Raw genomic sequence first — 25,915 nt, 5'->3', positions numbered from 1 at the left:
CCGCACAAAAGGAGCGGCACTGTAACCGCGCCCTTCTTGCCACCGCAACTGCAAGCCCGGAAACGACGAAGCCCCGCTACCGAGGTAGCGGGGCTTCGTCTGCATCACGCGTCTGCGGTACGCCTCAGCGCTCCAGCAGGATTCGCAGCATGCGCCGCAGCGGCTCGGCCGCGCCCCACAGCAGCTGGTCACCCACGGTGAAGGCGCCCAGGTACTGCGAGCCCATGTTGAGCTTGCGCAGGCGGCCGACCGGTACGCTCAGGGTGCCGGTCACGGCAGTCGGGCCGAGGTCGCGGATGGAATCTTCACGATGGTTCGGCACCAGCTTGACCCAGGGGTTGTGCTGACTGATCAGGCCTTCGATGTCGGCCATCGGCACATCCTTGTTCAGCTTGATGGTCAGCGCCTGGCTGTGGCAACGCATGGCGCCGATGCGCACGCAGATGCCGTCGACCGGGATCGGGCTCTTGAAGCGGCCGAGGATCTTGTTGGTCTCGGCCTGCGCCTTCCACTCTTCACGGCTCTGGCCGTTAGGCAGTTCCTTGTCGATGTAGGGGATCAGACTGCCAGCCAGCGGCATGCCGAAGTTGTCGACCGGGAAGTCTTCGCCACGCATGGCCTCGGCGACCTTGCGGTCGATGTCGAGGATGGCGCTGGCCGGGTCGGCCAGGTCGTCCGCGACAGCGCCGTTGATCGCACCCATCTGCTTGATCAGCTCACGCATGTTCTGCGCACCGGCACCGGAGGCGGCCTGATAGGTCATGGCGCTCATCCACTCGACCAGGCCGGCTTCATACAGGCCACCGAGCGCCATCAGCATCAGGCTGACGGTGCAGTTGCCGCCGATGTAGTTCTTGCTGCCGGCATCCAGCGCCTGGTCGATCACCTTGCGGTTGACCGGGTCGAGCACGATCACCGCGCTGTCGTCCATGCGCAGGCTGGAAGCGGCATCGATCCAGTAACCCTGCCAGCCGGCTTCACGCAGCTTGGGGAAGACTTCGTTGGTGTAGTCACCGCCCTGGCAGGTCAGGATCACATCCAGGCCTTTCAGGTCGTCAATGTTGTAGGCGTCCTTCAGCGGCGCAATGTCCTTGCCAATCGCCGGCCCTTGGCCGCCAACGTTGGAAGTGGTGAAGAACACCGGCTCGATCAGGTCGAAATCCCGCTCCTCCAGCATGCGCTGCATGAGCACGGAACCGACCATGCCACGCCAACCGATCAGACCTACACGTTTCATAACGACTACACCTATATAAACAGCCCGCCGGAACCACCCCGGCGGGGCTGGAAAGATTACAGACTACGCAGCGCTTCGACTACTGCATCACCCATCGCGGAGGTACCGACCTTGGTCTTGCCCTCGGACCAGATGTCACCGGTACGCAGGCCCTGATCCAGCACCAGGCTCACGGCTTTCTCGATGGCATCGGCGGCGGCGACCTGGCCGAAGCTGTAACGCAGCATCATGGACACCGAGAGAATGGTGGCCAGCGGGTTGGCGATGCCCTGGCCGGCAATGTCCGGCGCGGAGCCGTGGCACGGCTCGTACATGCCCTTGTTGTCGGCATCCAGCGAGGCCGACGGCAGCATGCCGATGGAACCGGTGAGCATCGACGCCTCGTCAGACAAAATGTCACCAAACATGTTGTCGGTGACCATCACGTCGAATTGCTTGGGCGCACGCACCAGTTGCATGGCAGCGTTGTCGACGTACATGTGGCTCAGTTCGACGTCCGGGTAGTCCTTGGCCACTTCCTCGACCACGGCGCGCCACAGCTGGCTGGACGCCAGCACGTTGGCCTTGTCCACCGAGCACAGCTTCTTGCCACGGACACGGGCCATGTCGAAGCCGACCTTGGCGATACGGCGGATCTCGCTCTCGCTGTACGGCAGGGTGTCGTAGGCCATGCGCTCGCCGTTCTCCAGCACCTTGCTCTCGCGCGGCTGGCCGAAGTAGATGCCGCCGGTCAGCTCACGCACGATGAGAATGTCCAGGCCGGCGACGATTTCCGGCTTGAGGCTGGAGGCCTCGGCCAGTTGCGGGTACAGCAGCGCCGGGCGCAGGTTGCCGAACAGGCCCAGCTGCGAACGGATCTTCAGCAGGCCACGCTCCGGACGGATGGCCGGGTCGATGCTGTCCCACTTCGGGCCGCCGACGGCGCCGAGCAGAATCGCATCGGCCGCGCGCGCGCGCGCCAGGGTCTCGTCGGCCAGCGGCACGCCGTAACGGTCGATGGCCGCACCACCGAGGTCATCGAAGCTCAGCTCGAAGCCCAGGCTGTACTTGTCGTTGGCCAGGTTCAGCACCTTGACCGCCTCGGCCATGATTTCCGGACCGATGCCGTCGCCAGGGAGAACCAGAATCTGTTTCATAAGAAGATTTCCTTCGGAAATAGCCACAAGCTTCAAGCTGCAAGCCACAAGCGCAAGCCGCTTTCACGAGCAGCCTGCAGCTTGCGCCTTGCAGCTCCTGTTATTTGATCGCGCCGAACAGCCAGGGACTGCCCTGCTGGTAGCCGACCTCGAAGGCCTTGATCGCGTCCTGATCCTGCAGGGTCAGGCCGATGTCGTCCAGGCCGTTGAGCAGGCAATGCTTGCGGAAGGCATCGACCTCGAAGCTGTACTGCACGCCATCGGGACGGGTCACGGTCTGCGCCTCGAGGTCGACAGTCAACTGGTAACCCTCGGTGGCCTCGGCCTGCTCGAACAGCGCATCGACCTCTGCATCCTTGAGGATGATCGGCAGCAGGCCGTTCTTGAAGCTGTTGTTGAAGAAGATGTCGGCGAAGCTCGGTGCGATCACCGTGCGGAAACCGTACTCGTCCAGCGCCCAGGGCGCGTGTTCACGCGAAGAGCCGCAACCGAAGTTCTCGCGCGCCAGCAGCACGCTGGCCCCCTGGTAACGCGGGAAGTTGAGCACGAACTCCTGGTTGACCGGGCGCTTGGAGTTGTCCTGGTTCGGCTGGCCGATATCCAGGTAGCGCCACTCGTCGAACAGGTTCGGACCGAAACCGGTGCGTTTGATCGACTTCAGGAACTGCTTGGGAATGATCTGATCGGTGTCGACGTTGGCCCGATCGAGCGGGCAGACCAGGCCGGTGTGTTGGGTAAAGGCTTTCATCTTCTAGCTCCTCAGGCCTGGATCAGTTCACGAACGTCGATGAAGCGACCGGTCACCGCCGCAGCGGCAGCCATGGCCGGGCTCACCAGGTGGGTACGACCACCCGCGCCCTGGCGGCCTTCGAAGTTGCGGTTGGAGGTGGACGCGCAATGCTCGCCACTGCCCAGCTTGTCCGGGTTCATCGCCAGGCACATGGAGCAGCCCGGCTCACGCCATTCGAAACCGGCCTCGATGAAGATCTTGTCCAGCCCCTCGGCCTCGGCCTGCGCCTTGACCAGACCGGAGCCCGGCACCACCAGCGCCTGCTTGACGGTCGCCGCGACCTTGCGCCCCTTGGCCACCTCGGCGGCGGCACGCAGGTCTTCGATGCGCGAGTTGGTGCAGGAGCCGATGAACACGCGGTCGAGCTGGATCGCGGTGATCGGCTGGTTGGCAGCCAGGCCCATGTACTTCAGCGCACGGGTGATCGAGTCCTTCTTCACCGGGTCGGCCTCGACAGCCGGGTCCGGCACGTTCTGGTCGACGGCCAGGACCATTTCCGGCGAGGTGCCCCAGCTGACCTGCGGCTTGATCTCGGAGGCGGCAAGCTCGACCACGGTGTCGAACACCGCATCGGCGTCGGAGACCAGGTTCTGCCACTGCGCCACGGCCTTGTCCCAGTCGCTGCCCTTGGGCGCGAACGGGCGATCCTTGACGTAGGCGATGGTCTTCTCGTCCACCGCCACCAGGCCGACACGGGCACCGGCCTCGATGGACATGTTGCAGATGGTCATGCGCCCTTCCAGCGACAGATCGCGGATGGCGCTGCCGGCGAATTCCAGGGCATGGCCATTGCCACCGGCGGTGCCGATCTTGCCGATCACGGCCAGCACGATGTCCTTGGCAGTGACGCCGAACGGCAGCTTGCCCTCGACGCGCACCTGCATGTTCTTCATCTTCTTGGCCACCAGGCACTGGGTGGCGAGCACGTGCTCGACCTCGGAGGTGCCGATACCGTGCGCCAGCGCGCCGAAGGCGCCATGGGTGGAGGTGTGCGAGTCGCCGCAGACCACGGTCATGCCCGGCAGGGTGGCGCCCTGCTCCGGACCGACCACGTGGACGATGCCCTGGCGCACGTCGTTCATCTTGAACTCGAGGATGCCGAAGTCATCGCAGTTCTCGTCCAGGGTCTGTACCTGGATGCGCGACACTTCGTCGGCGATGGCGTCGAGGCCGCCCTGGCGCTCGGCCCGGGTGGTCGGCACGTTGTGATCCGGGGTGGCGATGTTGGCGTCGATGCGCCACGGCTTGCGCCCGGCCAGACGCAGCCCCTCGAAAGCCTGTGGCGACGTCACTTCGTGAAGGATGTGACGATCGATGTAGATCAGCGAGGAACCGTCATCGCGACGTTTCACTTCGTGCATTTCCCAGAGCTTGTCGTAGAGCGTCTTGCCGGCCATCAGCGTTACCTCATCAGCGTGTTTCTATGCCTGGGCGAAAAGGCCCTTTGGCTTATGGGGTGAAATGCTATGATCGCGGCACGAATAACTCAAATTCATATTTTTCATCCAGGAGATTCCCCAAAGGAATCTGTCCACGCCGCACGCTGCAAGCGACAAGCCGCAAGCAATACCGCGCGACTCGACCTGCCGCTTGCAGCCTGCCGCTAGGAGCTGCCGTTATGGATCTGGCCAACCTCAACGCCTTCATCGCCATTGCCGAAACCGGCAGCTTTTCCGAAGCCGGCGAGCGCCTGCACCTGACCCAGCCTGCGGTCAGCAAACGCATCGCCGGGCTGGAACAACAGCTGGGCGTGCGCCTGTTCGATCGCCTGGGTCGCGAGATCGGCCTGACCCAGGCCGGTCGCGCCCTGCTGCCACGCGCGTACCAGATCCTCAATGTGCTGGACGACACCCGCCGCGCCCTGACCAACCTGTCGGGCGAAGTCAGCGGTCGCCTGACCCTGGCCACCAGTCACCACATCGGCCTGCACCGCCTCCCTGCCCTGCTGCGCGCCTTCACCCGCGCGCACCCGCAGGTCGCGCTGGACATCCAGTTCCTCGACTCGGAAGTGGCCTATGAAGAAGTGCTGCATGGCCGCGCCGAGCTGGCGGTGATCACCCTCGCCCCGGAAACCCGCGAACCCATCCGCGCCGTGGCCGTCTGGGACGACCCGCTCGACTTCGTCGCCGCGCCCGAGCACCCGCTGGCACGCAGCCAGGCCGTCAGCCTGGCGGACGTCGCGCAGCACCCTGCCGTATTCCCCGGCGGCAACACCTTCACCCACCACATCGTCCAGCGCCTGTTCGAAGCGCAGGGGCTGACGCCCAACATCGCCATGAGCACCAACTACCTGGAAACCATCAAGATGATGGTCTCCATCGGCCTGGCCTGGAGCGTGCTGCCGCGCACCATGCTCGACGACCAGGTCGCTCGCCTGCCGCTGCCCGGCATCCAGCTCACGCGGCAGCTGGGCTACATCCTGCATACCGAGCGCACGCTGTCGAACGCGGCCAGGGCCTTCATGGCGCTGCTCGACAGTCAGCGCGACGACCTTGCGTAGGCGGCCAACCTACGACTAACGTGGCGATAGACCACTACGCAGGAAGCCAAATGCCTTCGACGCCCGCCATGCTTCTCACGCTCACCAGAGGAGGGTTCGGCCATGGCCAGATCGACTGACCAGACACCGCCCCTGCCGCACATTCCGGCGATGGACCCCGTCGAATTCGAGCAGGCCTGGCAGGATGCGCAACGCTTGCTGGCCGCGCTGAACGGCGCCCACCTCGGCACCTGGTACTGGGACATTCGCAGCGGCCAGGTGAACTGGTCGCGTGGCGCACAGGCCCTGTTCGGCCTGGACCCCAACCGCCCGGTCACCCGCGAGCTGCGCTACATCGAGCTGATCCCCGAGGAGGAGCGCGCCGAGGTCCTGGCGACCTTCCACAACATCCTCAAGGGCGAGCCGATCAGCAAGGCCCTGCGCCACCGCATACGCTGGCCCGATGGCAGCCTGCACTGGCTGGAGATCACCGGCAGCCTGCAACACGAGGCCGATGGCCGCCCGCGCATGTTCGGCGTGATCCGCGACATCAGCGCCCAGCAGGAACGCGCGGAAGCGCTGCGCGCCTCGGAAGAACGCTTCGCCAGCCTGTTCCGCCTGAGTCCCGACATCATGATGCTGGTGCGCTACGACGACAGCGAGATCGTCGAGGTCAACCAGCACTTCACCCAGGCCTTTGGCTGGGGCGCGAGCGAGGTGCTCGGCCGCCCCACCGCCGACCTGAATATCTGGGTGCATCACGCACAGCGCGACCACCTGCGCCAGCAGGCCCCTGTCAGCCAGGACCCCGTGATCCAGGAAGTGCAGCTGCGTACCCGAAGCGGCGAGATCCTCGACGGCATCCTCTCGAGCCAGTACATCGAACTGCAGGGCGAGCGCCTGATGCTCTGCACCTTCCTCGACACCAGCGAACGCAAGCGCGCGGAGAACGCCCTGCGCGCCAGCGAGGAAAAATTCGCCAAGGCCTTCATGCACACGCCGGACGCAGTCGCCATCACCGAGCGCGCGACCGGCCGCTTCATCGAAGTCAATCGCAGTTTCGAGCAGCAGTTCGGCTGGAGCAGCGTCGAGGCGGTGGGCCGTACCTCGCTGGAGCTGGGTGTCTGGGCCGACCCCAATGACCGCCAGCGGATGCTCGAGGCGCTCGAGGCCGGCAGCCTGAACAACGTCGAGGTACGCCTGTTCAGCCGCGACGGCAGCGTCAGCATCAACCTGCTGTTCGGCGGCGTCATCGAACTGGACGGTGTCGAATGCCTGGTGCTCACCGTGCGCAACATCACCAGGCAGCGCGCCCAGGAGCAGGCGCTGCAGGAGAGCAAGCAGCGCCTGAAACTGGCGCTGGAATCCGCCGATCTGGGCACCTGGGACTGGCACATCCCCAGCAGCCGCCTGTTCGCCAGTGCCAGGGCCGCGGAGCTGCAGGGCTTGTCGGCAACACCGTTCGAAGGCGCCTTCCTGGACTTCTTCCGCCAGGTACCGATGGCCGACCGGCACAGCCTGCGGCAGAGCTACCAGCAACTGGTCGAGGAAGGCCGCAACCACTACCAGGTCACCTACCGGGTACAACTGAAAGATGGCGGCCTGCGTTTCCTGGAGAGCACGGCCAAGCTGCAGCTCGACGAGCAAGGGCAGCCGCTGCGCATGGTCGGCACACTGGTGGACATCAGCGAACGGGTCGTGCACGAGCAGCGCGTCAGGGCCTCGGAGGAGAAGTTCGCCAAAGCCTTCCACTCCAGCCCGGATGCCATCACCATCACCGAGCGCGACAGCGGCCGCTACATCGAGGTCAACGAAGGCTTCTCGCGCATCACCGGCTACCAGAACGCGGAAGTGATCGGCCGCACCTCGCACGACCTGAACATCTGGGCCTATCCCGATGAACGTGCGCGGATGATCGAGCACCTGACCCAGCATGGCCATGTCCTGCACATGGAAATGCATGGCCGCCACCGCGACGGCGAAGTGCGCCTGGTCGACGTGTCCGTGCAGACCATCGAACTCAACGGCGTGACCTGCCTACTGCTCACCGCCCGCGACATCAGCGAGCTCAAGCAGGCCCAGGCGCAGGTCCAGCACCTGGCGTATCACGACGCACTGACCAACCTGCCCAATCGCGCCCTGCTGATGGACCGCCTGACCCAGCAGATTTCCCTGCTCAAGCGCCACGATCTGCGCGGTGCCCTGCTGTTTCTCGACCTCGACCACTTCAAGCACATCAACGACTCGCTCGGCCACCCGGTGGGCGACGCCGTGCTGCGCCTGGTCACTGCGCGCCTGGAAGCCAGCGTGCGCCTGGAAGACACCGTGGCGCGGCTCGGCGGCGACGAATTCGTGGTGCTGCTCTCGGGCCTGGAAGGGAAACGCTCCGAGGTGACCCGCCAGGTGCGCCAGGTCGCGGAAAAGCTGCGGCAACTGCTGGCGGAGCCGATGCTGCTGGACGGCCATCGCCTGCAGGTGACCCCGAGCATCGGCGTCGCCCTGATTCCCGACCACGGCAACACCCCGGCGGACCTGCTCAAGCGCGCCGACATCGCCCTCTACCGCGCCAAGGACTCCGGGCGCAACGCCATCCAGCTCTTTCGCTCCACCATGCAGGAAGCCGCCAGCGCCCGCCTGCGCCTGGAGAACGATTTGCGCCTGGCCCTGGCGCGCGGGGAGTTCGAGCTGCACTTCCAGCCCCAGGTCGACGCCCGCGACGGCAAGGTGGTCGGCGCCGAGGCCCTGCTGCGCTGGCAGCATCCGCAGCTGGGCCCGCAGTCACCGGCGCAGTTCATCCAGGTTCTGGAAGAGAGCGGCCTGATCATCGAGGTCGGCAGCTGGGTGCTCGCCGAAGCCTGCCACTTCTGCTCCCAGCTGCTGGTCGACGGGCTGATCGACAGCGAGCGCTTCAGCCTGTGCGTCAACATCAGCCCGCGCCAGTTCCGCCAGCACGAGTTCGTCGAGCGGGTCGCCAAGAGCCTGAAGGACAGCCGGCTGCCGAACGCCATGCTCAAGCTGGAGGTGACCGAGGGCATCGTCATCCAGAACATCGACGATACCGTGGGCAAGATGCTGCGGCTGAAGAAGCACGGCGTCAGCTTCGCCATGGACGACTTCGGCACCGGCTACAGCTCGCTGACCTACCTCAAGCGCCTGCCGGTGGACATGCTGAAGATCGACCAGTCGTTCGTGCGCGACGCCACCAGCGACCCCAACGATGCCGAGATCATCCGCGCCATCATCGCCATGGCCCGCAGCCTGGACCTGGAACTGATCGCCGAGGGCGTCGAACAGCAGGAACAGCTGGACTTCCTCCAGGCCCTGGGCTGCCACCTCTATCAGGGCTACCTGTTCAGCAAGCCGCTGCCCCAGGACGCCTTTCGTCAGCTCTTGCAGGCACAGGGTCACTGACCCCTGAAACGCAGAAGGCGCCCAGTGGGCGCCTTCCTTTCGCAGCATGAACGGGGATCAGCTTTCCAGTGCCGGGCGCTGGTTGCCGATCGGGATGCGCTTGGCCTTGGCCTCTTCCGGCACGATGCGCTCCAGCTCGACGTTGAGCAGGCCGTTGACCAGATTGGCGCCCTTGACCTCGATATGGTCGGCCAGGCGGAACGACAGCTTGAATGCGCGCTGGGCGATGCCCTGGTGCAGGTAGCTGACGCTTTCCGCGCTGCGATCACGCTTGTTGCCGACCACGGTCAGCACGCCACGCTCGACCTGCAGTTCCAGGTCGTCCTCCTCGAAACCGGCAGCCGCGACCACGATGCGGTAGTGGTCCTCGCCGTGCTTCTCGACGTTGTAGGGAGGGTAGGAGCTGCCAGCGTCGTTGCTACGCAGGGCAGATTCGAAAAGATCGTTGAAACGGTCGAAACCGACGGACTGGCGGAACAGGGGGGCCAGGGACAGTACGTTGCTCATGAGTATTCTCCTGATGATTCAGCAAGTGTCATAGCGCGGGACCCGACTTCGGCATCCCGCAGTCACTTATCTGAGGCCACCCGGAAAAATTTCAAGGCTTTCCCTGTCAAGCCATGTTCGCATCCACAGCTGCAGCCCCGAGCAGGCGGTCGATGCGCTCGCAGTCCTGCTCGCGGCGGACCTCGGCGAACAGCGCGACGGCCTCGGGGTAGGTGCGGGTCAGCATCGCCAGCCACTGCTTCAGGCGCCCCGGCGCGTAACGCGGCGCCAGCTTGCGCCGGGCCTGCTGCCAGAAATCCAGCAGCAGCGGCTGCAGTTCGGCCCAGCCCATTTCCTGCGGCTCCTCACCAGCCCTGAGCGCCGCGATCTGCCGCGCCAGGCCCGGCCGCGAGACCAGTCCGCGGCCCAGCATGATGTCGTCCACCCCACTGATCTCGCGGCAGCGCCGCCAGTCATCCAGGGTCCACACCTCGCCGTTGGCGAACACCGGAACGCCGACCACCTCCTGCACCCGCGCCACCCACTCCCAGTGCGCCGGCGGCTTGTAGCCCTCGACCTTGGTCCGCGCATGCACCACGATCTGGCTCGCCCCACCTTCGGCCAGCGCCCGCGCGCAATCGAGCGCACCTTCCTTGCCCTCGAACCCCAGGCGCATCTTGGCCGTGACCGGAATCTCGGCCGGCACCGTGCGCCGCACCTCACGGACGATGGCATGCAGCAGCTCCGGCTCCTTGAGCAGCACCGCCCCACCCCGCGACTTGTTCACGGTCTTGGCCGGGCAACCGAAGTTGAGGTCGATCACCGGCGCGCCCAGGGTGCAGGCGAATGCCGCGTTATCGGCCAGGCACTGAGGATCGGAGCCGAGAAACTGCACGCGCATCGGCGTGCCGGCCCGGGTGCGCGCACCGCCGAACAGCTCGGGGGCCAGCTTGTGGTAGGTGGCGGCCGGCAGCAGCCGTTCGCTGACGCGAATGAACTCGGTGACGCACCAGTCGATGCCGCCGATGCGGGTCAGTACGTCGCGCAGGATCTCGTCGACCAGCCCCTCCATGGGTGCCAGGGCGATTTGCATGAGGTTGTCCGGGGAAAATGGGGCGCACAGTTTAAGGGGTCGCGCGCCGTGCGCAAGATGGGCGACACTGATCGCATGGATAGCCACACGGAGCTGCCGCCATGCGTCATACCGCACTCGTTCTGCTCGGCCTGCTGTGCCTGGGGGCCCATGCCAGCGACACCCTGCCACGCGGCGTCGAACATCGCCCCCCTGCCCCTGCCGTCGGTGCGCCGGCCCGCCTGATCTTCAGTCGCGACAACAACGCACCGAACGCCTGCAATGTGGAGCTGTACGTCAATCAGCAGGTGGTGGCGAAGCTCGGCCCGGACAAGCGCACCAGCCTGGACCTGCCCAGCGGCGAACTGAGCATCGCCGTGGCCATGTCGCCCGATGGCTACTGCGGCGGCCGCGGCCCTGGAGCGGCCCAGTCGATAGTGCTGGGCCCGGGTGAAACCCGGCATTTCGCCATCGTGGTGAAATCGGAGCAGGTGTTTCTCGCCCCGCTGTTCAACTGAGGGCGAGTCACAGCTCCAGCGGATAAGGCTGCAACAGCGCCTGGCCATAGCCCTCGACGAACTCCACCGGCATGCGCTTGGGGCGGCCACTGGACAGCTCGATGCAGACGAAGGTGGTCTTGGCCCGCAGCAGTGTCGTACCGTCCTCGGGACGCAGCAGCTGGAAACGCCGATCCATCTTCAGGCGCTGATCGGATTCGACGATCCAGGTCGCCATCTGCAGACGCTGCCCCTCATAGGCACTGGCCAGGTAGTCGATCTCGTGCCGGACGACCGCCATGGCGCGGTCCAGGCGCCGATACTCCACCAGATCCAGCCCGAGGAACTGCGAGTGGCGCCAGGCACAGCGCTCCAGCCAACTGACGTACACCGCGTTGTTGGCATGTCCGAGCCCATCGATATCGTCAGCCGTGACATCGATATCGATCAGAAAGGGGCTGGGCAGGTCCCAGGTCATGGTCTTGTCTCCAGGCTTGCCGCAGAGGCTGCGGACGGGGATTGATGCCGAGCGCCGGTTCGCACGCCTGGCGACGCCATCAGCCGCGACTCGACGCCCGCATGATACGCCGCAACGCCGGTCCGTGCAGGGCCGAGCTTTCATCGCGTCATCTCAAAGCGCCATAATGCCGCGCAAGTGCCCGAGAGCCGAGAACGAGCAATTGACTGCCGCCCTGCGCCTACTGATGCTTCTGCTGCTGCCAGCCCTGTCCTGGGCGGGCAGCCTGCCGCTGCCGATCGGCCAGGCGCAGGTCCTGCCCGGCCCCTACCTGCAGTACTGGAAGGACCCGAGCGGCAGCGCCGACTTCACCGACGTGCGCAACCTGCCCGACTCGGCCTGGCAGGAGGTCGGCCGGCGCGACGCCAGCTTCGGTTACGGCGGCAGCGCCTACTGGCTGCGACTGGACGTTCACAACCCCCACCCGCGCTCGCTCGGCTGGGTGCTGCTGGTCGGCAACCCGCTGCTCGATCAGCTGGATGCCTACGGCCTGGACGGCACGCGTATCTACCGTGCCGGCGACCAGCGCCCGTTCGACTGGCGCTGGGTCGAGCATCGCCAGCTGCTGCTGCCGCTGCAGGTCGGCCCCGGCGAAAAGCGCCGCATCTGGCTGCGCATGCAGACTGCGGGCTCGGCCAACCTCAGCGCCAGCCTGATGACCCGCGACGCCTTCGACCACCAGGAACAGCGCAGCCTGCTGCTGCAGGGCCTGTTCTTCGGCGCACTGATCGCGATGTTCATCTACAACCTGAGCATCTTCGGCATCACCCGTGATCGCAACTACCTCTGGTACAGCCTGTTCGTCGCCAGTTTCGGCTTCTACCAATTCATCCAGCTGGGCTTCGCACTGCAGTGGCTCTGGCCCAATGCCCTGACCTGGCACCAGCTGAGCTTTCCGTTCGCCTCCGCGCTGGCCACGCTGTTCGGCATCCAGTTCACCTACGGCGTGCTGGAGCTGGACAAGGCGCCAAAGGCCTATCGCCGGACAACCAGCATCCTCAAGGCCTGCACCTGGCTGGTTCTGGGCATGGCCCTGTTCGGCCCCTACACCCCGGCCCTGATGGGCAGCTTCGTCATAGTGGCTGCCTGCGCGATAGCGGCCTTCGTGATCACCCTGCTGCGCTGGCGTGCCGGCTTTGCCGCGGCGCGCCTGTTCGCCCTGGGCTGGTTCGTGCTGATCAGCGCCAGCCTCGCCAGCATTCTGACCGGCACCGGCCTGCTGCCCTACTCCTTGCTCACCCTGCACATCCAGCAGATCGGCGGCCTGATCGAGATGACGGTATTCTCCGTCGCCCTCGCCGCACGCATTCGCCAGGCCCAGGAGGCCGAGCGCACAGCCCAGGCCAGGCTGATCGACCAGGAACGTCGCCTGCGCAACGAACAGGCCAAGCACCTGGAGCTGCAGACGAAGATCAGCGAGAGCCTGGATCAGCATGTGCAGGAGCGCACCGCCACCCTTCAGGACACCCTGCAGCAGCTCTCGAGGGCCAACCTGCGCCTGGCCGAACAGAATCGCCGCGACGGCCTCACCGGCCTGTTCAATCGCCAGACCCTGAACGAGGAACTGGTGCGCGCCTACGCCCGCGCCGAGCGCAGCCGGCAATCGATCGCCGTGCTGATGCTGGATCTGGATCACTTCAAGCAGGTCAATGACCGTTATGGCCATCTCGCCGGCGATGCCTGCCTGCGTCATGCAGCCGAGCGCTTCCAGCAGCGCCTGCGCAGCAGCGACCTGCTGGCCCGTTTCGGCGGCGAGGAGTTCGTCGCCCTGCTCGACAACACCGACCTGACGGGCGCCCTGGACCTGGCCGAGCAGTTGCGCGAGGACCTGGCCCAGCACCCCTGCCCCTACCAGCAGCAGGACATCCCGCTGAGCCTGAGCATCGGCCTCTACGCCGGCGTGCCCAGCGAACCGGGCTGCGCCGAACACTGGCTGGACCTGGCCGACCGCGCGCTGTATCGCGCCAAGGCAGCCGGGCGCAATCGCGTGGTCAGCTACGACGCCACGGCCTTCAGCGACGCCTGACGCACCTCGCCGAGCAGGTCGAGCACGGCCCGCACGATCGCCGGATCCCCCAGCAGCCGCTGGTGCCCACCCGCCGGCAGGCGCAGCAGCTGACTGTCGAACCAGGCCTGGTGGATCAACTCGGCCTCGCTGACCGGCACCATGGCATCGTCCTCGGCGTGCACGACCAGTCCCGGAACGTTCAGCTGGTAGCGCTGCACGTCGAGGTGCGCAGCGGGAATGCCTGCATGGGTTTCCACCTGCCGCACGAAATGCGCACGTGCCGCCGCAGGCAAGCCCATGAAATGGGCGAAGCCCCGCAGCACGCCGAGAATCCGGCTCGGCGCCGCGATGCTGACCAGCGCGTCGGTGCGCAGGCCCATCTGGATGGCCAGCAGCGCACTGGCCCCGCCCATCGAATGGCCGATGACCGCCTGCAACGGCGGCAGCTCGCTGGCCGCCTCGAGCAAGGCGCGGGCAAACAGCACGACATTCGCCTCACGCCCCGGTGAACGCCCATGGGCGGGCGCATCCAGCGCCACGACACCATAGCCGGCATCGACCAGGCCACGGATCAGCAGCGCGAACTGGGTCGGCCGCCCCTCCCAGCCATGCATCAGCAACACCGTTGGCCCACTGCCCCAGCGCAAGGCCGAGAGACCGAAACGCAGCGTGATGCGCTCGGCGCTGTTCAGCAACGGCAGCTCCCAGTCGCGCGGCGGCAGGTTGCGCGGTGTCATGAAACGTTCGCGCAGTCGGCTGGCGAGCAGTTGCGGGGCCACTCGCCCCAGAGCTGCATTGACGCCACGTACCCATGTCATCTGGTTCATCATCGTCTCCTCGAAAGCCGATCTCACAGCACCGCCGCTTTGGCGGCACGCAACAAGCGGTCGGACAGCTCACCGGCGCCCAATGCCCGGGCAAGCGCCAGACCACCCACCATCAGCGCCAGGTCAGCCAGCGCCGTATCCGCCTCCTCCGGCGTGGCGCTCATCTGCGCCACCATCTGCTCCACGTGCTCGACCAGGGCCAGACGGAAGCCGTCCGGCAGGCGTTCGATCTCCGCCAGCGTGCTGGGCAGCGGGCAGCGATCAGCGGGCTCATCGCGATGCCGACGCGACAGGTAGAAGGCTGCCAGCAGCGCCCTGCGCTCCCTGCCGCCCAGGCGCTGATCGACGCCAGCCAGGCGTTCCCTGCGCACACCAAGCAACTGCCTGAACGCCTCCAGCATCAGCGCATCCTTGCTGCTGAAATGTGCATAGAAGCCACCCACCGTGAGCCCCGCCGCCGCCATCACCTCGGCAACGGCCGGGTCGCCAGGGCCGCGCTCGGCAAGGACTCGCCCAGCGGCCGCGAGAATGCGCTTGCGGGTTTCGTGCTTGCGTTCGGTCATGGCTGCGGCTCCTTTATATGACGATCACAATATTACAGTCATCATCTTTTCTTGCAAGCAGCCGCGACGACCATCGGTCGTCTTCGCGGCAGCGACAGGAATGAGCAGGCAAACAAAAAGGGGCCACCTCGTGAGAGGCAGCCCCTGGGTTCCGCAAATGCGGCAAGAAAATGGCGTCCCCTAGGGGACTCGAACCCCTGTTACCGCCGTGAAAGGGCGGTGTCCTAGGCCACTAGACGAAGGGGACGAAACCTTCGAACGACAAGGCCAGCACGAGGCTGGCCTTGAGTGTGATTGGTGGAGCTAAACGGGATCGAACCGTTGACCTCTTGCATGCCATGCAAGCGCTCTCCCAGCTGAGCTATAGCCCCGAAACCTTGCGGTCGGCTCGCAACACCTGCGCGTTGCGACTGGAAAATGGCGTCCCCTAGGGGACTCGAACCCCTGTTACCGCCGTGAAAGGGCGGTGTCCTAGGCCACTAGACGAAGGGGACAAAACCTTCGAACGACAAGGCCAGCACCTGGCTGGCCTTGCGTGTGTTTGGTGGAGCTAAACGGGATCGAACCGTTGACCTCTTGCATGCCATGCAAGCGCTCTCCCAGCTGAGCTATAGCCCCGAAACCTTTCGGTCTGGCTGCAACGCCTGAGCGTTGCGGCTGGAAAAAGTGGCGTCCCCTAGGGGACTCGAACCCCTGTTACCGCCGTGAAAGGGCGGTGTCCTAGGCCACTAGACGAAGGGGACGCAAGACCCTGATCGTGAATCGACTCACATCGATTCTGGCACTCCCGAAGGAGTCGAGATTGGTGGAGCTAAACGGGATCGAACCGTTGACCTCTTGCATGCCATGCAAGCGCTCTCCCAGCTGAGCTATAGCCCCATCTCGAGGACGGGGCGCATGTTAAGAGCGCCCCGATTGCCTGTCAACAACATTTTTCCTTCCGGCCCAAAGTTTTTGCCACTAGAACAACTACTTAGAGCCCACACAGGGTAAAACCGAGCGTGGCAGGCGCTCTGGCGACGGTAGCGGAGTCCATCGCGGCCAACACCCCCACAGGCTCGCGCCACGACTCAGTTGATGGCCGCCAGCAGCTTCTCCCACTCCTTGGTCTCTTTCTTCGAGGTGCCACCGAGCAGCTCCAGGGCCTGGCGCAGGCGGAAGCGGGTCAGGTCCGGGCCGAGAATCTCCATGGCGTCGAGCACCGACACCGAGCTGGCCTGGCCGGTGATGGCGGCGAACATCAGCGGCATGGCATCGCGCAGCTTCAGCTCGAGGTGCTCGACCACGGCCTGGATGCAGCCGGTGATGCGCTCCTTCTCCCACTGCCGCAGCGACTCCAGCTTCCACAGGATCAGCTGCATCAGCTGGCGAACCTGGTCAGGCGACAGCTTCTTGTGCTCGAACAGCTTGGCGTCGAGGTTCAGGCCACCGGAGAAGAAGAAGCCGGCCAGCGGTGCGATCTGGCTGAAGGTTTCCACCCTGCCCTGCACGTGCGGCGCGATCTTCATCAGGTACTCGGGATTGAGCGCCCACTTCTGCACTTCGGCGGCGAAGGTTTCCACCGGCAGCTCACGCAGCCACTGGCCGTTGAGCCAGGACAGCTTCTCCAGGTCGAAGATCGGCCCGCCGAGCGACACCCGGTTGATGTCGAAATGTTCGATCATCTCGGCCAGGGAGAACTTCTCGCGCTCGTCCGGCATCGACCAGCCCATGCGCCCCAGGTAGTTGAGCATGGCCTGCGGCAGGTAGCCCATGCGCTCGTAGAAGGTGATGCTGGTGGGGTTCTTGCGCTTGGACAGCTTGCTCTTGTCCGGATTGCGCAGCAGCGGCATGTAGCACAGCGCCGGCTGCTCCCAGCCGAAGTATTCGTACAGCTTGATCAGCTTGGGCGCCGACGGCAGCCACTCCTCGCCACGCAGCACGTGGGTGATGCCCATCAGGTGGTCGTCGACCACGTTGGCCAGGAAGTAGGTCGGCAGGCCATCGGCCTTCATCAGCACCTGCATGTCCATGCGATCCCAGGGGATCTCGACATCGCCACGCAGCATGTCCGGCACCACGCAGACACCCTCGCCGGGCACCTTCATGCGCACCACGTGCGACTCGCCGGCGGCGATGCGCGCTTGCGCCTCGGCAGGCTGCAGATGCATGCAGTGGCCGTCGTAACGCGGGGTTTCCTTGTTGGCCATCTGCTGCGCACGCACTTCATCGAGGCGCTCGGCGGAACAGAAGCACGGGAAGGCATGGCCCTTGCTGACCAGCTCGTCGGAATATTTCTTGTAGATCTCGCCTCGCTCGCTCTGCCGGTACGGGCCGTGCGGACCACCGACGTCCGGGCCCTCGTCCCACTCGATACCCAGCCAGCGCAGTGCGTCGAAGATCTGCTGCTCGGACTCGCGGGTCGAACGCATCTGGTCGGTGTCTTCGATACGCAGGATGAACTGGCCACCGTGCTGGCGAGCGAAGCACAGGTTGAACAATGCGATGTAGGCGGTGCCGACATGGGGGTCGCCGGTCGGCGATGGCGCGATACGGGTACGAACGGTGGTCATGAATGCTCTCGGAAGGAAGACACGAGGTGTATTGATCAAGCGGGCGATGTTATCAGGCCTGCCGCCCCCGGCTCCAGCGACCCGCCACGGGTGATCGGCAAGCTGGCGATGAGGAAGTCGAGGAAGGTCTTGACCTTCATGGCCTGGAAGCGTCGTGACGGGTAGATGGCGTAGACCTCGCCCACCGGCAGGCGCGCCTCCGGCAGCAGCTCGACCAGGCGCCCGCTGCGCACCGCCTCCTCGCTGATCATGACCGGCAACCCGCAGATCCCGGCGCCCGCCAGTGCCGCCTCACGCGCGAAGGTGATGTTGTTGCAGGTCATCACCCGCTGGCAGGGCAGGTTCTCGCCCAGCAGCGGCCAGTAACGCGGCGCATCGTGCTGCAGGAGGATCGCCCGATGCCCCTCCAGCTCGGCCACGCTGCGCGGCACGCCGTGCGCGGCCAGATAGGACGGACTGGCGCACAGGCGCCGGCCACTCTCGAACAGTTTGCGCGCGATCAGGGTCGAGTCCTGCGGCTGCCCCACCTGGATGGCGATGTCCACGCCCTCCTCCAGCGGGTCGACCAGGCGCGAGGTCAGCTCTACCTCGGCGTTGATCTGCGGGTACTGGCGCATGAACTCCCCCAGCACTCGCCCGAGGAACAACTGACCGAACTCGATCGGCGTGGTGATGCGCAACAATCCGGACGGCTCACGCTGCAACTGCATGACGGCCTGCTCGGCCTCGGCGAAGTCGAGCATGATCTGCCGGCAGCGCTCGTAGTAGGCCTGCCCCACCTCGGTCAAACGCAGCTTGCGCGTGGTGCGATTGAGCAAGCGCACACCGAGGCGCTCCTCGAGCAAGGCGATGCGCCGGCTCACGGTGGACTTCTGCATGCCCAGGCTGGTCGCCGCCTGGGTGAAACTGTGGCACTCCACCACTCGGGTAAAGATCAGTGCGTCATCAAGCCCCATGATTGTTCCTCATAAGCAACAAAGCATGCCAAGTCTAGAGTCTACTAGCGCAAAGGGAACACTGTTAAATTCGCTTACATTTCTCCGCCGCTTCCCGAGCCTCACGCATGCCCGCCAAACTGCAACGCCGTCTTCTCGTCTTCGTGACCCTGCTGGTGCTGATCGCCGGCGCCCTGCTCATCCAGTGGCTGTTGATCGGCCGCTACCAGGAAAGCACCGACAACGCCTACGTGCAGGGTGAGATCACCCGCGTCTCCAGCCAGCTCAATGCGCGCATCGAAAAGGTGCTGGTGCGCGACAATCAGCATGTGGAAGCCGGCCAGTTGCTGGTCGAACTGGAGAACAGCGATTTCCGCCTGGCCCGCCAGCGCGCCCTCGCCGCCCTGGAGACCCACCAGGCCGAACGCGCCCAGGCACAGAGCAAGCTCGACCAGCAAGGCAGCCTGATCGCCGCCAGCCAGGCCGACGTCGCCGCCAGCCAGGCCACCCTGGAACGCGCGCAGATCGACCTTGGCCGCGCCCAGACGCTGCGCAAGCCGGGCTACGTCTCCGAAGAACGCGTGACCACGCTGGCCGCCGACAACCGCGTAGCCCGCTCGCAACTGGCCAAGGCCCAGGCGGACTTGCAGGCCCAGCGCCAGCAGGTGGCCAGCCTCGAAGCCGAACTCAAGCGCCTGGATGCCCTGATCCTTTCCGCCCAGGCCGATCTGGAACAGGCCGACCTCAACCTCTCGCGTACACAGATTCATGCGCCGATCAGCGGCATGGTCGGCCAGCGCTCGGCCCGCGAAGGCCAGGTGGTACAGAACGGCGCCTACCTGCTCTCGCTGGTACCCGATCAGGACATCTGGGTGCAGGCCAACTTCAAGGAAACCCAGATCGGCCGCATGCGTCCGGGGCAGAAGGCCGAGCTGCTGTTCGACAGCTATCCCGACACCCCCGTCGAGGGCCGCATCGACAGCCTGTTCGCCGCCTCCGGCGCCCAGTTCAGCCTGCTGCCGCCCGACAACGCCACCGGCAACTTCACCAAGGTGGTGCAGCGCATCCCGGTCAAACTGACCTTCTCCGCCGACAACCCGTTGCACGGCCTGATCCGCCCCGGCATGTCGGTGGAAGTCACCATCGACCTGCGCAGCGACGAACACCATGGCGGGTGATGCACTGATCCGCCCCACCGAGGAGCCCAGTCGCCGCGACTGGATCGCGGTGATGAGCGCGATGCTCGGCGCCTTCATGGCGGTGCTGGACATCCAGATCACCAACTCCTCGCTGAAGGACATCCAGGGCGCGCTGTCCGCCACCCTGGAGGAAGGCTCGTGGATCTCCACCTCCTACCTGGTGGCCGAGATCATCATGATCCCGCTGACGGCCTGGCTGGTGCAGCTGCTGTCGGCACGGCGCCTGGCCGTCTGGGTCTCGGTGGGCTTCCTGATCGCCTCGCTGCTCTGCTCCATGGCCTGGAGCCTGGAGAGCATGATCGTGTTCCGCGCACTGCAGGGCTTCACCGGTGGCGCACTGATCCCGCTGGCGTTCACCATGACGCTGATCAAGCTGCCCGAGCATCACCGCGCCAAGGGCATGGCGCTGTTCGCCATCACCGCCACCTTCGCGCCCTCCATCGGCCCCACGCTTGGCGGCTGGCTGACCGAGAACTGGGGCTGGGAATACATCTTCTACATCAACGTGCCGCCCGGCCTGATCATGATCGCCGGCCTGCTCTACGGTCTGGAGAAGAAGGCGCCGCACTGGGAACTGCTGAAGACCACGGACTACGCCGGCATCGTCACCCTGGGCATGGGCCTGGGCTGCCTGCAGGTGTTTCTCGAAGAAGGTCATCGCAAGGACTGGCTGGAGTCGCAGCTGATCGTCGGCCTCGGCAGCGTGGCGCTGGTCAGCCTGATCCTGTTCGTCATCCTGCAGATCTCACGCCCCAATCCGCTGATCAACCTCGGCGTCCTGCGCGAGCGCAATTTCGGCCTGGCGAGCATCTCCAGCGTCGGGCTTGGCGTGGGGCTGTACGGTTCGATCTACGTGCTACCGCTGTACCTGGCGCAGATCCAGGGCTACAACGCCATGCAGATCGGCGAAGTGATCATGTGGATGGGCGTGCCGCAGCTGTTCCTGATCCCGCTGGTGCCCAAGCTGATGAAGATCATCTCGCCGAAATGGCTGTGCGCCCTGGGCTTCGCCCTGTTCGGTGCGGCGAGCTTCTTTTCCGGTGTGCTCAACCCGGACTTCGCCGGCCCGCAGTTCAACCATATCCAGATCGTGCGCGCGCTTGGCCAGCCACTGGTGATGGTCACCGTCTCGCTGATCGCCACGGCCTACATCCTGCCGCAGGACGCCGGCTCGGCCTCGAGCCTGTTCAACATCCTGCGCAACCTCGGCGGCGCCATCGGCATCGCCCTGCTCGCCACCCTGCTCGACGCACGCGCCAAGGTCTACTTCGATTACCTGCGCGAATCCATCGTGCCGACCAACCCGCAGGTGGAACAGCGCCTGCAACTGCTGACGCAGACGCTGGGCAGCGAGCAGGCCGCGCTGGCCAGGCTGAGCCAGATCGTCCACGAACAGGCGACGATCATGGCCTACAACGACGCCTTCCACTTCATCGGCATTGCCCTAGCCGTGAGCATGCTGGCGATTCTGCTGACCCGAAAACTGCCGCAGAACATGGCAGGCGATGGCGCAGCGCATTGAGCCCCGCCCGTCGCAGGGTGGATGCCGCTTGTTGCATCTACCAGGCACGGTGGATCGATGAAGCGCGATCCACCCTACGCCACCCCCCCCGTAGGAGCGGCTTCAGCCGCGATCCCAGCCGTAGGGTGGACGACGCTCCATCCGTCCACCACCTGCGCACGCAACGGTGGATGAGAAGAGCGTCATCCACCCTACGCGACACGCAGAGGCGTAGCCCGGATGCAATCCGGGGGCGACCGCCCGAGATCAGACCTGCAACAGCCGATCCCGCAACTTCTGAATCTCGTCACGCAGCTGCGCCGCGGCCTCGAACTCCAGGTCGCGCGCCAGGGCGTACATCTTCTCTTCCAGCTGGCGAATGCGCTTGGTGATCTCGCTCGGCGAGCGCAGCTCGGCCTCGTAACGCGCGCTCTCCTCCGCCGCCTTGGCCATGCCCTTGCGCTTGTTGCTGCGCGCCCCCGGCACCACCGCGCCTTCGAGGATGTCCTTGACGTCCTTCTGCACGCCCCTGGGCACGATGCCGTTGGCCTCGTTGAAGGCGATCTGCTTGGCGCGACGTCGCTCGGTCTCGCCGATGGCGCGCTGCATCGAGCCCGTCATGTTGTCGGCATAGAGAATGGCCTTGCCGTTGAGGTTACGCGCCGCACGGCCGATGGTCTGGATTAGCGAGCGTTCGCTGCGCAGGAAGCCCTCCTTGTCCGCATCGAGAATCGCCACCAGCGACACCTCGGGCATGTCCAGGCCCTCACGCAGCAGGTTGATGCCCACCAGCACGTCGAAGGTGCCCAGGCGCAGGTCACGGATGATCTCCACCCGCTCCACCGTGTCGATGTCCGAGTGCAGGTAGCGCACCTTGACGTCGTGATCGCCCAGGTAGTCGGTCAGGTCTTCCGCCATGCGCTTGGTCAGGGTGGTGACCAGCACACGATCGCCCGTCGCCACACGCAGACGAATCTCCGACAGCAGGTCGTCGACCTGGGTACGCGCTGGCCGCACCTCGACCTCGGGGTCGACCAGCCCGGTCGGCCTCACCACCTGCTCCACCACGCGCCCGGCATGCTCGCCTTCATAGGGGCCGGGCGTCGCGGAAACGAAAATGGTCTGCGGGCAGGCCGACTCCCACTCCTCGAAGCGCATCGGCCGGTTGTCCAGCGCCGACGGCAGGCGGAAACCGTACTCCACCAGCGTTTCCTTGCGCGAGCGGTCACCCTTGTACATGGCGCCGACCTGCGGCACCGAGACGTGGGATTCGTCGATCACCAGCAGCGCCTCGTCCGGCAGGTAGTCGTACAGGGTCGGCGGCGGTGCACCCGCCGGGCGCCCCGACAGGTAGCGCGAGTAGTTCTCGATACCGTTGCAGTAGCCCAGCTCGAGGATCATCTCCAGGTCGAAGCGGGTGCGCTGCTCCAGGCGCTGCGCCTCGACCAGCTTGTTCGCGCCGCGCAGGTACTCCAGGCGCTGCTGCAGCTCGACCTTGATGTGCTCCACGGCCTCCAGCAGCGTTTCGCGCGGGGTGACGTAGTGGCTCTTGGGGTAGAAGGTGAAGCGCGGCAGCTTCTGGATCACCTCGCCGGTGAGCGGGTCGAAGGCACTGATGCTCTCCACCTCATCGTCGAACAGCTCGACGCGAATGGCCTCGAGATCCGATTCGGCCGGGAAGATGTCGATCACATCGCCACGCACCCGGAAGGTGGCGCGGGCAAAATCCATGTCGTTGCGCGTGTACTGCAGCTCGGCCAGCCGGCGCAACAGGGCGCGCTGGTCCATCTTGTCGCCCCGGTCGAGGTGCAGCACCATCTTCAGGTACTCCTCGGGGCTGCCCAGGCCGTAGATCGAGGACACGGTGCAGACCACGATGACGTCCTGGCGCTCGATAAGCGCCTTAGTCGCCGAAAGGCGCATCTGCTCGATATGGTCGTTGATCGAGGCGTCCTTCTCGATGAAGGTGTCCGACGACGGCACATAGGCTTCCGGCTGGTAGTAGTCGTAGTAGGAAACGAAGTACTCCACCGCATTGTTCGGGAAGAACGCCTTGAACTCGCCATAGAGCTGCGCCGCCAGCGTCTTGTTCGGCGCCAGGACCAGAGTCGGCCGCTGCACCTGGGCGATCACGTTGGCGATGGAGAAGGTCTTGCCCGAACCGGTCACCCCCAGCAGCGTCTGGTGCGACAGGCCGGCCTCCAGCCCCTCGACCATCTGCCGAATCGCCTCGGGCTGATCACCGGCAGGCTTGAAGCGGGTCACCAATTGAAAATCGGACATGCAGCACCTCGACAAATTTAGCTGTGACGCATCCCGTCGGACGGCGTCAAAAGCCATGAACTGTGGGGCGAGTTGGCAATAGCGCCAAGTAGAGTCGAATTACCTGGCAAAAGGCCTTAATTCAGGGCTTTGCGCTGTCGCCCCCTGGATTCAGGGTCGTTATACTAACGCCCCGTTTACGCGCTCCCTAGCGCTTTCGTTGGGGACGCCTGGCCACCCACCCCTCACTCGAGCTGCCGCACCCATCATGAGTCTCTTCTCCGCCGTCGAAATGGCTCCGCGCGATCCCATCCTGGGCCTCAACGAAGCATTCAACGCAGACACCCGCACCACCAAGGTCAACCTTGGCGTAGGCGTCTACTACAACGAGGAGGGGCGAATTCCGCTGCTGCGCGCCGTCGCAGAAGCCGAAAAGGCGCGCATCGAGGCCCACGCCCCGCGTGGCTACCTGCCGATCGAAGGCATCGCAGCCTACGACAAGGCCGTACAGGAACTGCTGTTCGGCAAGGGCGCAGCCCTGATCGAGGACGGCCGCGTCATCACCACCCAGGCCCTGGGCGGCACCGGCGCACTGAAGATCGGCGCCGACTTCCTCAAGCGTCTGCTGCCGGATGCCACTGTCGCCATCAGCGATCCGAGCTGGGAAAACCACCGCGCGCTGTTCGAGTCCGCCGGGTTCCCGGTGCAGAACTACCGCTACTACGATCCGTTCAGCAATGGCGTGAACCGTGGCGGCATGCTCGAAGACCTGCGCAACCTGCCGGCCCGCTCCATCGTCGTACTGCACGCCTGCTGCCACAACCCGACCGGCGTCGACCTGCAGCTGGAAGACTGGAAAGCCGTGCTGGACGTACTGCGCGAGCGCGAGCACGTACCCTTCCTCGATATCGCCTACCAGGGTTTCGGTGACGGCATCGAGCAGGACGCCGAGGCCGTGCGCCTGTTCGCCGAGTCGGGCCTGGAGTTCTTCGTCTCCAGCTCCTTCTCCAAGTCGTTCTCGCTGTATGGCGAGCGCGTCGGCGCCCTGTCGCTGGTCACCAGCAGCCGTGAGGAATCGACTCGCGTGCTGTCGCAGCTCAAGCGTGTGATCCGCACCAACTACTCCAACCCGCCGACCCACGGTGCCACCGTGGTCGCCAACGTGCTCAACAGCCCTGAACTGCGCGCCATGTGGGAAGCCGAACTGGGCGAAATGCGTGATCGCATCCGCAGCATGCGCCTGGCTATGGTCGAGCAGCTGGCGGCGCTGGGCGCCAAACGTGACTTCGGCTTCGTCGCCGAGCAGCGCGGCATGTTCTCCTACTCCGGCCTGACCGTGGAGCAGGTGGAACGCCTGAAGAACGAGTTCGGCATCTACGCCGTCGGCACCGGCCGCATCTGCGTCGCTGCGCTGAACCACGGCAACCTGGACAGCGTGACCCGCGCGATTCACGCCGTACTCTAAGCCTCGGCAGTAACCTGCAAAAACGCCGGCTTGCAAGCCGGCGTTTTTGTATGCACCACAGCCACATCCGCAGGAGCGGCTCCAGCCGCGATCGGCTGCCATCGCGGCTAAAGCCCCTCCCACGGAACCAGCGCGGCGCAGGCTACATCGCAGTGAAGCCGAAGCCAGAGCAAAGTGTTGACTTCCCCTTTTTAATCAGTAACATACGCACCGTTGTTCCGCGATAGCTCAGTCGGTAGAGCAAATGACTGTTAATCATTGGGTCCCTGGTTCGAGTCCAGGTCGCGGAGCCAAATTCAAAAGCCTCGGTTGATCCGGGGCTTTTTTGTGCCTGCCGGACTCTCACCAGGGACTGCGTCCCAGGTTATTCGCTTCACTCACCCCTTCGGGGCCGCGCTGAAGCGCGTTCAGCTTCGCTGTCGAGTCCAGGTCGCGGAGCCAAATTCAAAAGCCTCGGTTGATCCGGGGCTTTTTTGTGCCTGCCGGACTCTCACCAGGGACTACGTCCCAGGTTATTCGCTTCGCTCACCCCTTCGGGGCCGCGCTGAAGCGCGTTCAGTTGCGCTGTCGAGTCCAGGTCGCGGAGCCAAATTCAAGAGCCCAGCCTAGTGCTGGGTTTTTTATTGCCTGCAGACTCTCACCAGGGACTGCGTCCCAGGTTATTTGCTTCGCTCACCCCTTCGGGGCCGCGCTGAAGCGCGTTCAGCTTCGCTGTCGAGTCCAGGTCGCGGAGCCAAATTCAAGAACCCAGCCTAGCGCTGGGTTTTTTATTGCCTACCGGACTCTCACCAGGGACTGCGTCCCAGGTTATTCGCTTCGCTCACCCTCCGGGGCCGCGCTGAAGCGCGTTCTGAATCGCCCCTGATTTCTTAGACACCTCCAAGCCTCATAATGAGGCCCATCAGGAGGTGCCATGAGCAACCAGCGTTACCCCGAAGAATTCAAAATCGAAGCGGTCAAGCAAGTGACCGAGCGCGG

19 protein-coding genes and 7 tRNA genes are annotated in these 25,915 nt (G+C 65.0%); 8 read left to right on the top strand and 18 right to left on the bottom strand.

Annotation, left to right across the window (positions count from 1 at the left end):
* Positions 1-124: 124 nt before the first annotated feature.
* The 4 genes from asd to leuC form a co-directional block, all read right to left on the bottom strand.
* Positions 125-1,237, bottom strand: coding sequence for an aspartate-semialdehyde dehydrogenase (asd, locus tag EWH21_RS10645; protein ID WP_150609276.1), 1,113 nt, complete (start codon positions 1,235-1,237; stop codon positions 125-127).
* Between the two features lie 56 nt (positions 1,238-1,293).
* Positions 1,294-2,373 carry a 3-isopropylmalate dehydrogenase gene (leuB, locus tag EWH21_RS10640; protein ID WP_047584383.1) on the bottom strand — a complete coding sequence of 360 codons (1,080 nt, stop codon included), beginning with the start codon at positions 2,371-2,373 and terminating at the stop codon, positions 1,294-1,296.
* A 100-nt stretch (positions 2,374-2,473) separates the two neighbouring features.
* A complete protein-coding gene (gene leuD / locus EWH21_RS10635; protein WP_277700469.1) occupies positions 2,474-3,121 on the bottom strand; it encodes a 3-isopropylmalate dehydratase small subunit in 648 nt (215 codons plus the stop codon).
* A gap of 11 nt (positions 3,122-3,132) precedes the next feature.
* Positions 3,133-4,560 (bottom strand): 3-isopropylmalate dehydratase large subunit, encoded by a 1,428-nt coding sequence (leuC, locus tag EWH21_RS10630; protein ID WP_047584379.1) that lies wholly within the window; start codon positions 4,558-4,560, stop codon positions 3,133-3,135.
* Between the two features lie 221 nt (positions 4,561-4,781).
* On the opposite strand from leuC, the gene EWH21_RS10625 reads away from it, so the two are divergent.
* Positions 4,782-5,663, top strand: a complete 882-nt coding sequence (locus EWH21_RS10625; protein ID WP_037054419.1) for a LysR family transcriptional regulator — start codon at positions 4,782-4,784, stop codon at positions 5,661-5,663.
* 102 nt (positions 5,664-5,765) lie between these two features.
* Positions 5,766-9,053, top strand: coding sequence for a PAS domain S-box protein (locus EWH21_RS10620; RefSeq protein WP_277700468.1), 3,288 nt, complete (start codon positions 5,766-5,768; stop codon positions 9,051-9,053).
* A gap of 57 nt (positions 9,054-9,110) precedes the next feature.
* Here EWH21_RS10620 and EWH21_RS10615 read toward each other — a convergent pair whose 3' ends face one another.
* Together EWH21_RS10615 and EWH21_RS10610 are read right to left on the bottom strand one after the other, a co-directional pair.
* Complete coding sequence (locus tag EWH21_RS10615) at positions 9,111-9,560, bottom strand: Hsp20 family protein (RefSeq protein ID WP_277700467.1); 450 nt, start codon at positions 9,558-9,560, stop codon at positions 9,111-9,113.
* A 106-nt stretch (positions 9,561-9,666) separates the two neighbouring features.
* Complete coding sequence (locus EWH21_RS10610; RefSeq protein WP_277700466.1) at positions 9,667-10,632, bottom strand: tRNA-dihydrouridine synthase; 966 nt, start codon at positions 10,630-10,632, stop codon at positions 9,667-9,669.
* A gap of 101 nt (positions 10,633-10,733) precedes the next feature.
* Here EWH21_RS10610 and EWH21_RS10605 point away from each other — a divergent pair, with 101 nt between their 5' ends.
* Complete coding sequence (locus EWH21_RS10605) at positions 10,734-11,129, top strand: hypothetical protein (RefSeq protein ID WP_277700465.1); 396 nt, start codon at positions 10,734-10,736, stop codon at positions 11,127-11,129.
* 7 nt (positions 11,130-11,136) lie between these two features.
* Here the strand turns inward: EWH21_RS10605 and EWH21_RS10600 are convergent, their stop codons facing one another.
* Positions 11,137-11,586, bottom strand: a complete 450-nt coding sequence (locus EWH21_RS10600; RefSeq protein WP_037054427.1) for a thioesterase family protein — start codon at positions 11,584-11,586, stop codon at positions 11,137-11,139.
* A 202-nt stretch (positions 11,587-11,788) separates the two neighbouring features.
* Between EWH21_RS10600 and EWH21_RS10595 the strand changes: the two genes are divergently transcribed.
* The gene (locus EWH21_RS10595) at positions 11,789-13,651 is read left to right on the top strand and encodes a diguanylate cyclase (RefSeq protein ID WP_277700464.1); all 1,863 of its coding nucleotides are present in this window, start codon (positions 11,789-11,791) and stop codon (positions 13,649-13,651) included.
* On the opposite strand, the gene EWH21_RS10590 is transcribed toward EWH21_RS10595, so the two are convergent.
* From EWH21_RS10590 to EWH21_RS10545, 10 genes are all read right to left on the bottom strand, one after another.
* Positions 13,621-14,460, bottom strand: a complete 840-nt coding sequence (locus tag EWH21_RS10590; RefSeq protein ID WP_037054430.1) for an alpha/beta fold hydrolase — start codon at positions 14,458-14,460, stop codon at positions 13,621-13,623. The genes EWH21_RS10595 and EWH21_RS10590 overlap by 31 nt on opposite strands.
* A 23-nt stretch (positions 14,461-14,483) precedes the next feature.
* A complete protein-coding gene (locus tag EWH21_RS10585; RefSeq protein WP_277700463.1) occupies positions 14,484-15,023 on the bottom strand; it encodes a TetR/AcrR family transcriptional regulator in 540 nt (179 codons plus the stop codon).
* 171 nt (positions 15,024-15,194) lie between these two features.
* Positions 15,195-15,270: transfer RNA gene (locus EWH21_RS10580), tRNA-Glu, on the bottom strand.
* A 48-nt stretch (positions 15,271-15,318) separates the two neighbouring features.
* A tRNA-Ala gene (locus EWH21_RS10575) sits at positions 15,319-15,394 on the bottom strand.
* 47 nt (positions 15,395-15,441) lie between these two features.
* Positions 15,442-15,517 (bottom strand) — tRNA-Glu (locus EWH21_RS10570).
* Positions 15,518-15,565: 48 nt separating this feature from the next.
* A tRNA-Ala gene (locus EWH21_RS10565) sits at positions 15,566-15,641 on the bottom strand.
* 49 nt (positions 15,642-15,690) lie between these two features.
* Positions 15,691-15,766, bottom strand: a tRNA-Glu gene (locus EWH21_RS10560).
* A gap of 60 nt (positions 15,767-15,826) precedes the next feature.
* Positions 15,827-15,902, bottom strand: a tRNA-Ala gene (locus EWH21_RS10555).
* Between the two features lie 191 nt (positions 15,903-16,093).
* Positions 16,094-17,575, bottom strand: coding sequence for a glutamate--tRNA ligase (gene gltX, locus EWH21_RS10550; protein ID WP_277700462.1), 1,482 nt, complete (start codon positions 17,573-17,575; stop codon positions 16,094-16,096).
* Between the two features lie 35 nt (positions 17,576-17,610).
* Positions 17,611-18,531 (bottom strand): LysR family transcriptional regulator, encoded by a 921-nt coding sequence (locus EWH21_RS10545; protein WP_037054083.1) that lies wholly within the window; start codon positions 18,529-18,531, stop codon positions 17,611-17,613.
* A gap of 107 nt (positions 18,532-18,638) precedes the next feature.
* Between EWH21_RS10545 and EWH21_RS10540 the strand changes: the two genes are divergently transcribed.
* Both EWH21_RS10540 and EWH21_RS10535 read left to right on the top strand, forming a co-directional pair.
* Positions 18,639-19,688 (top strand): HlyD family secretion protein, encoded by a 1,050-nt coding sequence (locus tag EWH21_RS10540; RefSeq protein WP_277700461.1) that lies wholly within the window; start codon positions 18,639-18,641, stop codon positions 19,686-19,688.
* A 49-nt stretch (positions 19,689-19,737) separates the two neighbouring features.
* On the top strand, positions 19,738-21,231 hold the full coding sequence (locus EWH21_RS10535; RefSeq protein ID WP_277700605.1) for an MDR family MFS transporter: 1,494 nt from the start codon (positions 19,738-19,740) through the stop codon (positions 21,229-21,231).
* 246 nt (positions 21,232-21,477) lie between these two features.
* Here EWH21_RS10535 and uvrB read toward each other — a convergent pair whose 3' ends face one another.
* Positions 21,478-23,493: an excinuclease ABC subunit UvrB gene (uvrB, locus tag EWH21_RS10530; protein ID WP_150609262.1), complete on the bottom strand. Its 2,016-nt coding sequence runs from the start codon at positions 23,491-23,493 to the stop codon at positions 21,478-21,480.
* Positions 23,494-23,740: 247 nt separating this feature from the next.
* Here uvrB and EWH21_RS10525 point away from each other — a divergent pair, with 247 nt between their 5' ends.
* Together EWH21_RS10525 and EWH21_RS10520 are read left to right on the top strand one after the other, a co-directional pair.
* A complete protein-coding gene (locus tag EWH21_RS10525) occupies positions 23,741-24,937 on the top strand; it encodes an amino acid aminotransferase (protein WP_134677803.1) in 1,197 nt (398 codons plus the stop codon).
* A gap of 217 nt (positions 24,938-25,154) precedes the next feature.
* A tRNA-Asn gene (locus tag EWH21_RS10520) sits at positions 25,155-25,230 on the top strand.
* Positions 25,231-25,915: the final 685 nt, after the last annotated feature.

The organism is Pseudomonas sp. REST10 (genome assembly GCF_029542605.1).
GTDB classification, from domain to species: Bacteria; Pseudomonadota; Gammaproteobacteria; order Pseudomonadales; family Pseudomonadaceae; genus Aquipseudomonas; species Aquipseudomonas khazarica.
This window is presented reverse-complemented; position numbering and strand designations above follow the sequence as displayed.

Bases quoted from the DNA above. Each gene is read 5' to 3' on its own strand.
- asd (WP_150609276.1), bottom strand. From the start codon at position 1,237: ATGAAACGTGTAGGTCTGATCGGTTGGCGTGGCATGGTCGGTTCCGTG.
- leuB (WP_047584383.1), bottom strand. From the start codon at position 2,373: ATGAAACAGATTCTGGTTCTCCCTGGCGACGGCATCGGTCCGGAAATC.
- leuD (WP_277700469.1), bottom strand. From the start codon at position 3,121: ATGAAAGCCTTTACCCAACACACCGGCCTGGTCTGCCCGCTCGATCGG.
- leuC (WP_047584379.1), bottom strand. From the start codon at position 4,560: ATGGCCGGCAAGACGCTCTACGACAAGCTCTGGGAAATGCACGAAGTG.
- EWH21_RS10625 (WP_037054419.1), top strand. From the start codon at position 4,782: ATGGATCTGGCCAACCTCAACGCCTTCATCGCCATTGCCGAAACCGGC.
- EWH21_RS10620 (WP_277700468.1), top strand. From the start codon at position 5,766: ATGGCCAGATCGACTGACCAGACACCGCCCCTGCCGCACATTCCGGCG.
- EWH21_RS10615 (WP_277700467.1), bottom strand. From the start codon at position 9,560: ATGAGCAACGTACTGTCCCTGGCCCCCCTGTTCCGCCAGTCCGTCGGT.
- EWH21_RS10610 (WP_277700466.1), bottom strand. From the start codon at position 10,632: ATGCAAATCGCCCTGGCACCCATGGAGGGGCTGGTCGACGAGATCCTG.
- EWH21_RS10605 (WP_277700465.1), top strand. From the start codon at position 10,734: ATGCGTCATACCGCACTCGTTCTGCTCGGCCTGCTGTGCCTGGGGGCC.
- EWH21_RS10600 (WP_037054427.1), bottom strand. From the start codon at position 11,586: ATGACCTGGGACCTGCCCAGCCCCTTTCTGATCGATATCGATGTCACG.
- EWH21_RS10590 (WP_037054430.1), bottom strand. From the start codon at position 14,460: ATGAACCAGATGACATGGGTACGTGGCGTCAATGCAGCTCTGGGGCGA.
- EWH21_RS10585 (WP_277700463.1), bottom strand. From the start codon at position 15,023: ATGACCGAACGCAAGCACGAAACCCGCAAGCGCATTCTCGCGGCCGCT.
- gltX (WP_277700462.1), bottom strand. From the start codon at position 17,575: ATGACCACCGTTCGTACCCGTATCGCGCCATCGCCGACCGGCGACCCC.
- EWH21_RS10545 (WP_037054083.1), bottom strand. From the start codon at position 18,531: ATGGGGCTTGATGACGCACTGATCTTTACCCGAGTGGTGGAGTGCCAC.
- EWH21_RS10540 (WP_277700461.1), top strand. From the start codon at position 18,639: ATGCCCGCCAAACTGCAACGCCGTCTTCTCGTCTTCGTGACCCTGCTG.
- uvrB (WP_150609262.1), bottom strand. From the start codon at position 23,493: ATGTCCGATTTTCAATTGGTGACCCGCTTCAAGCCTGCCGGTGATCAG.
- EWH21_RS10525 (WP_134677803.1), top strand. From the start codon at position 23,741: ATGAGTCTCTTCTCCGCCGTCGAAATGGCTCCGCGCGATCCCATCCTG.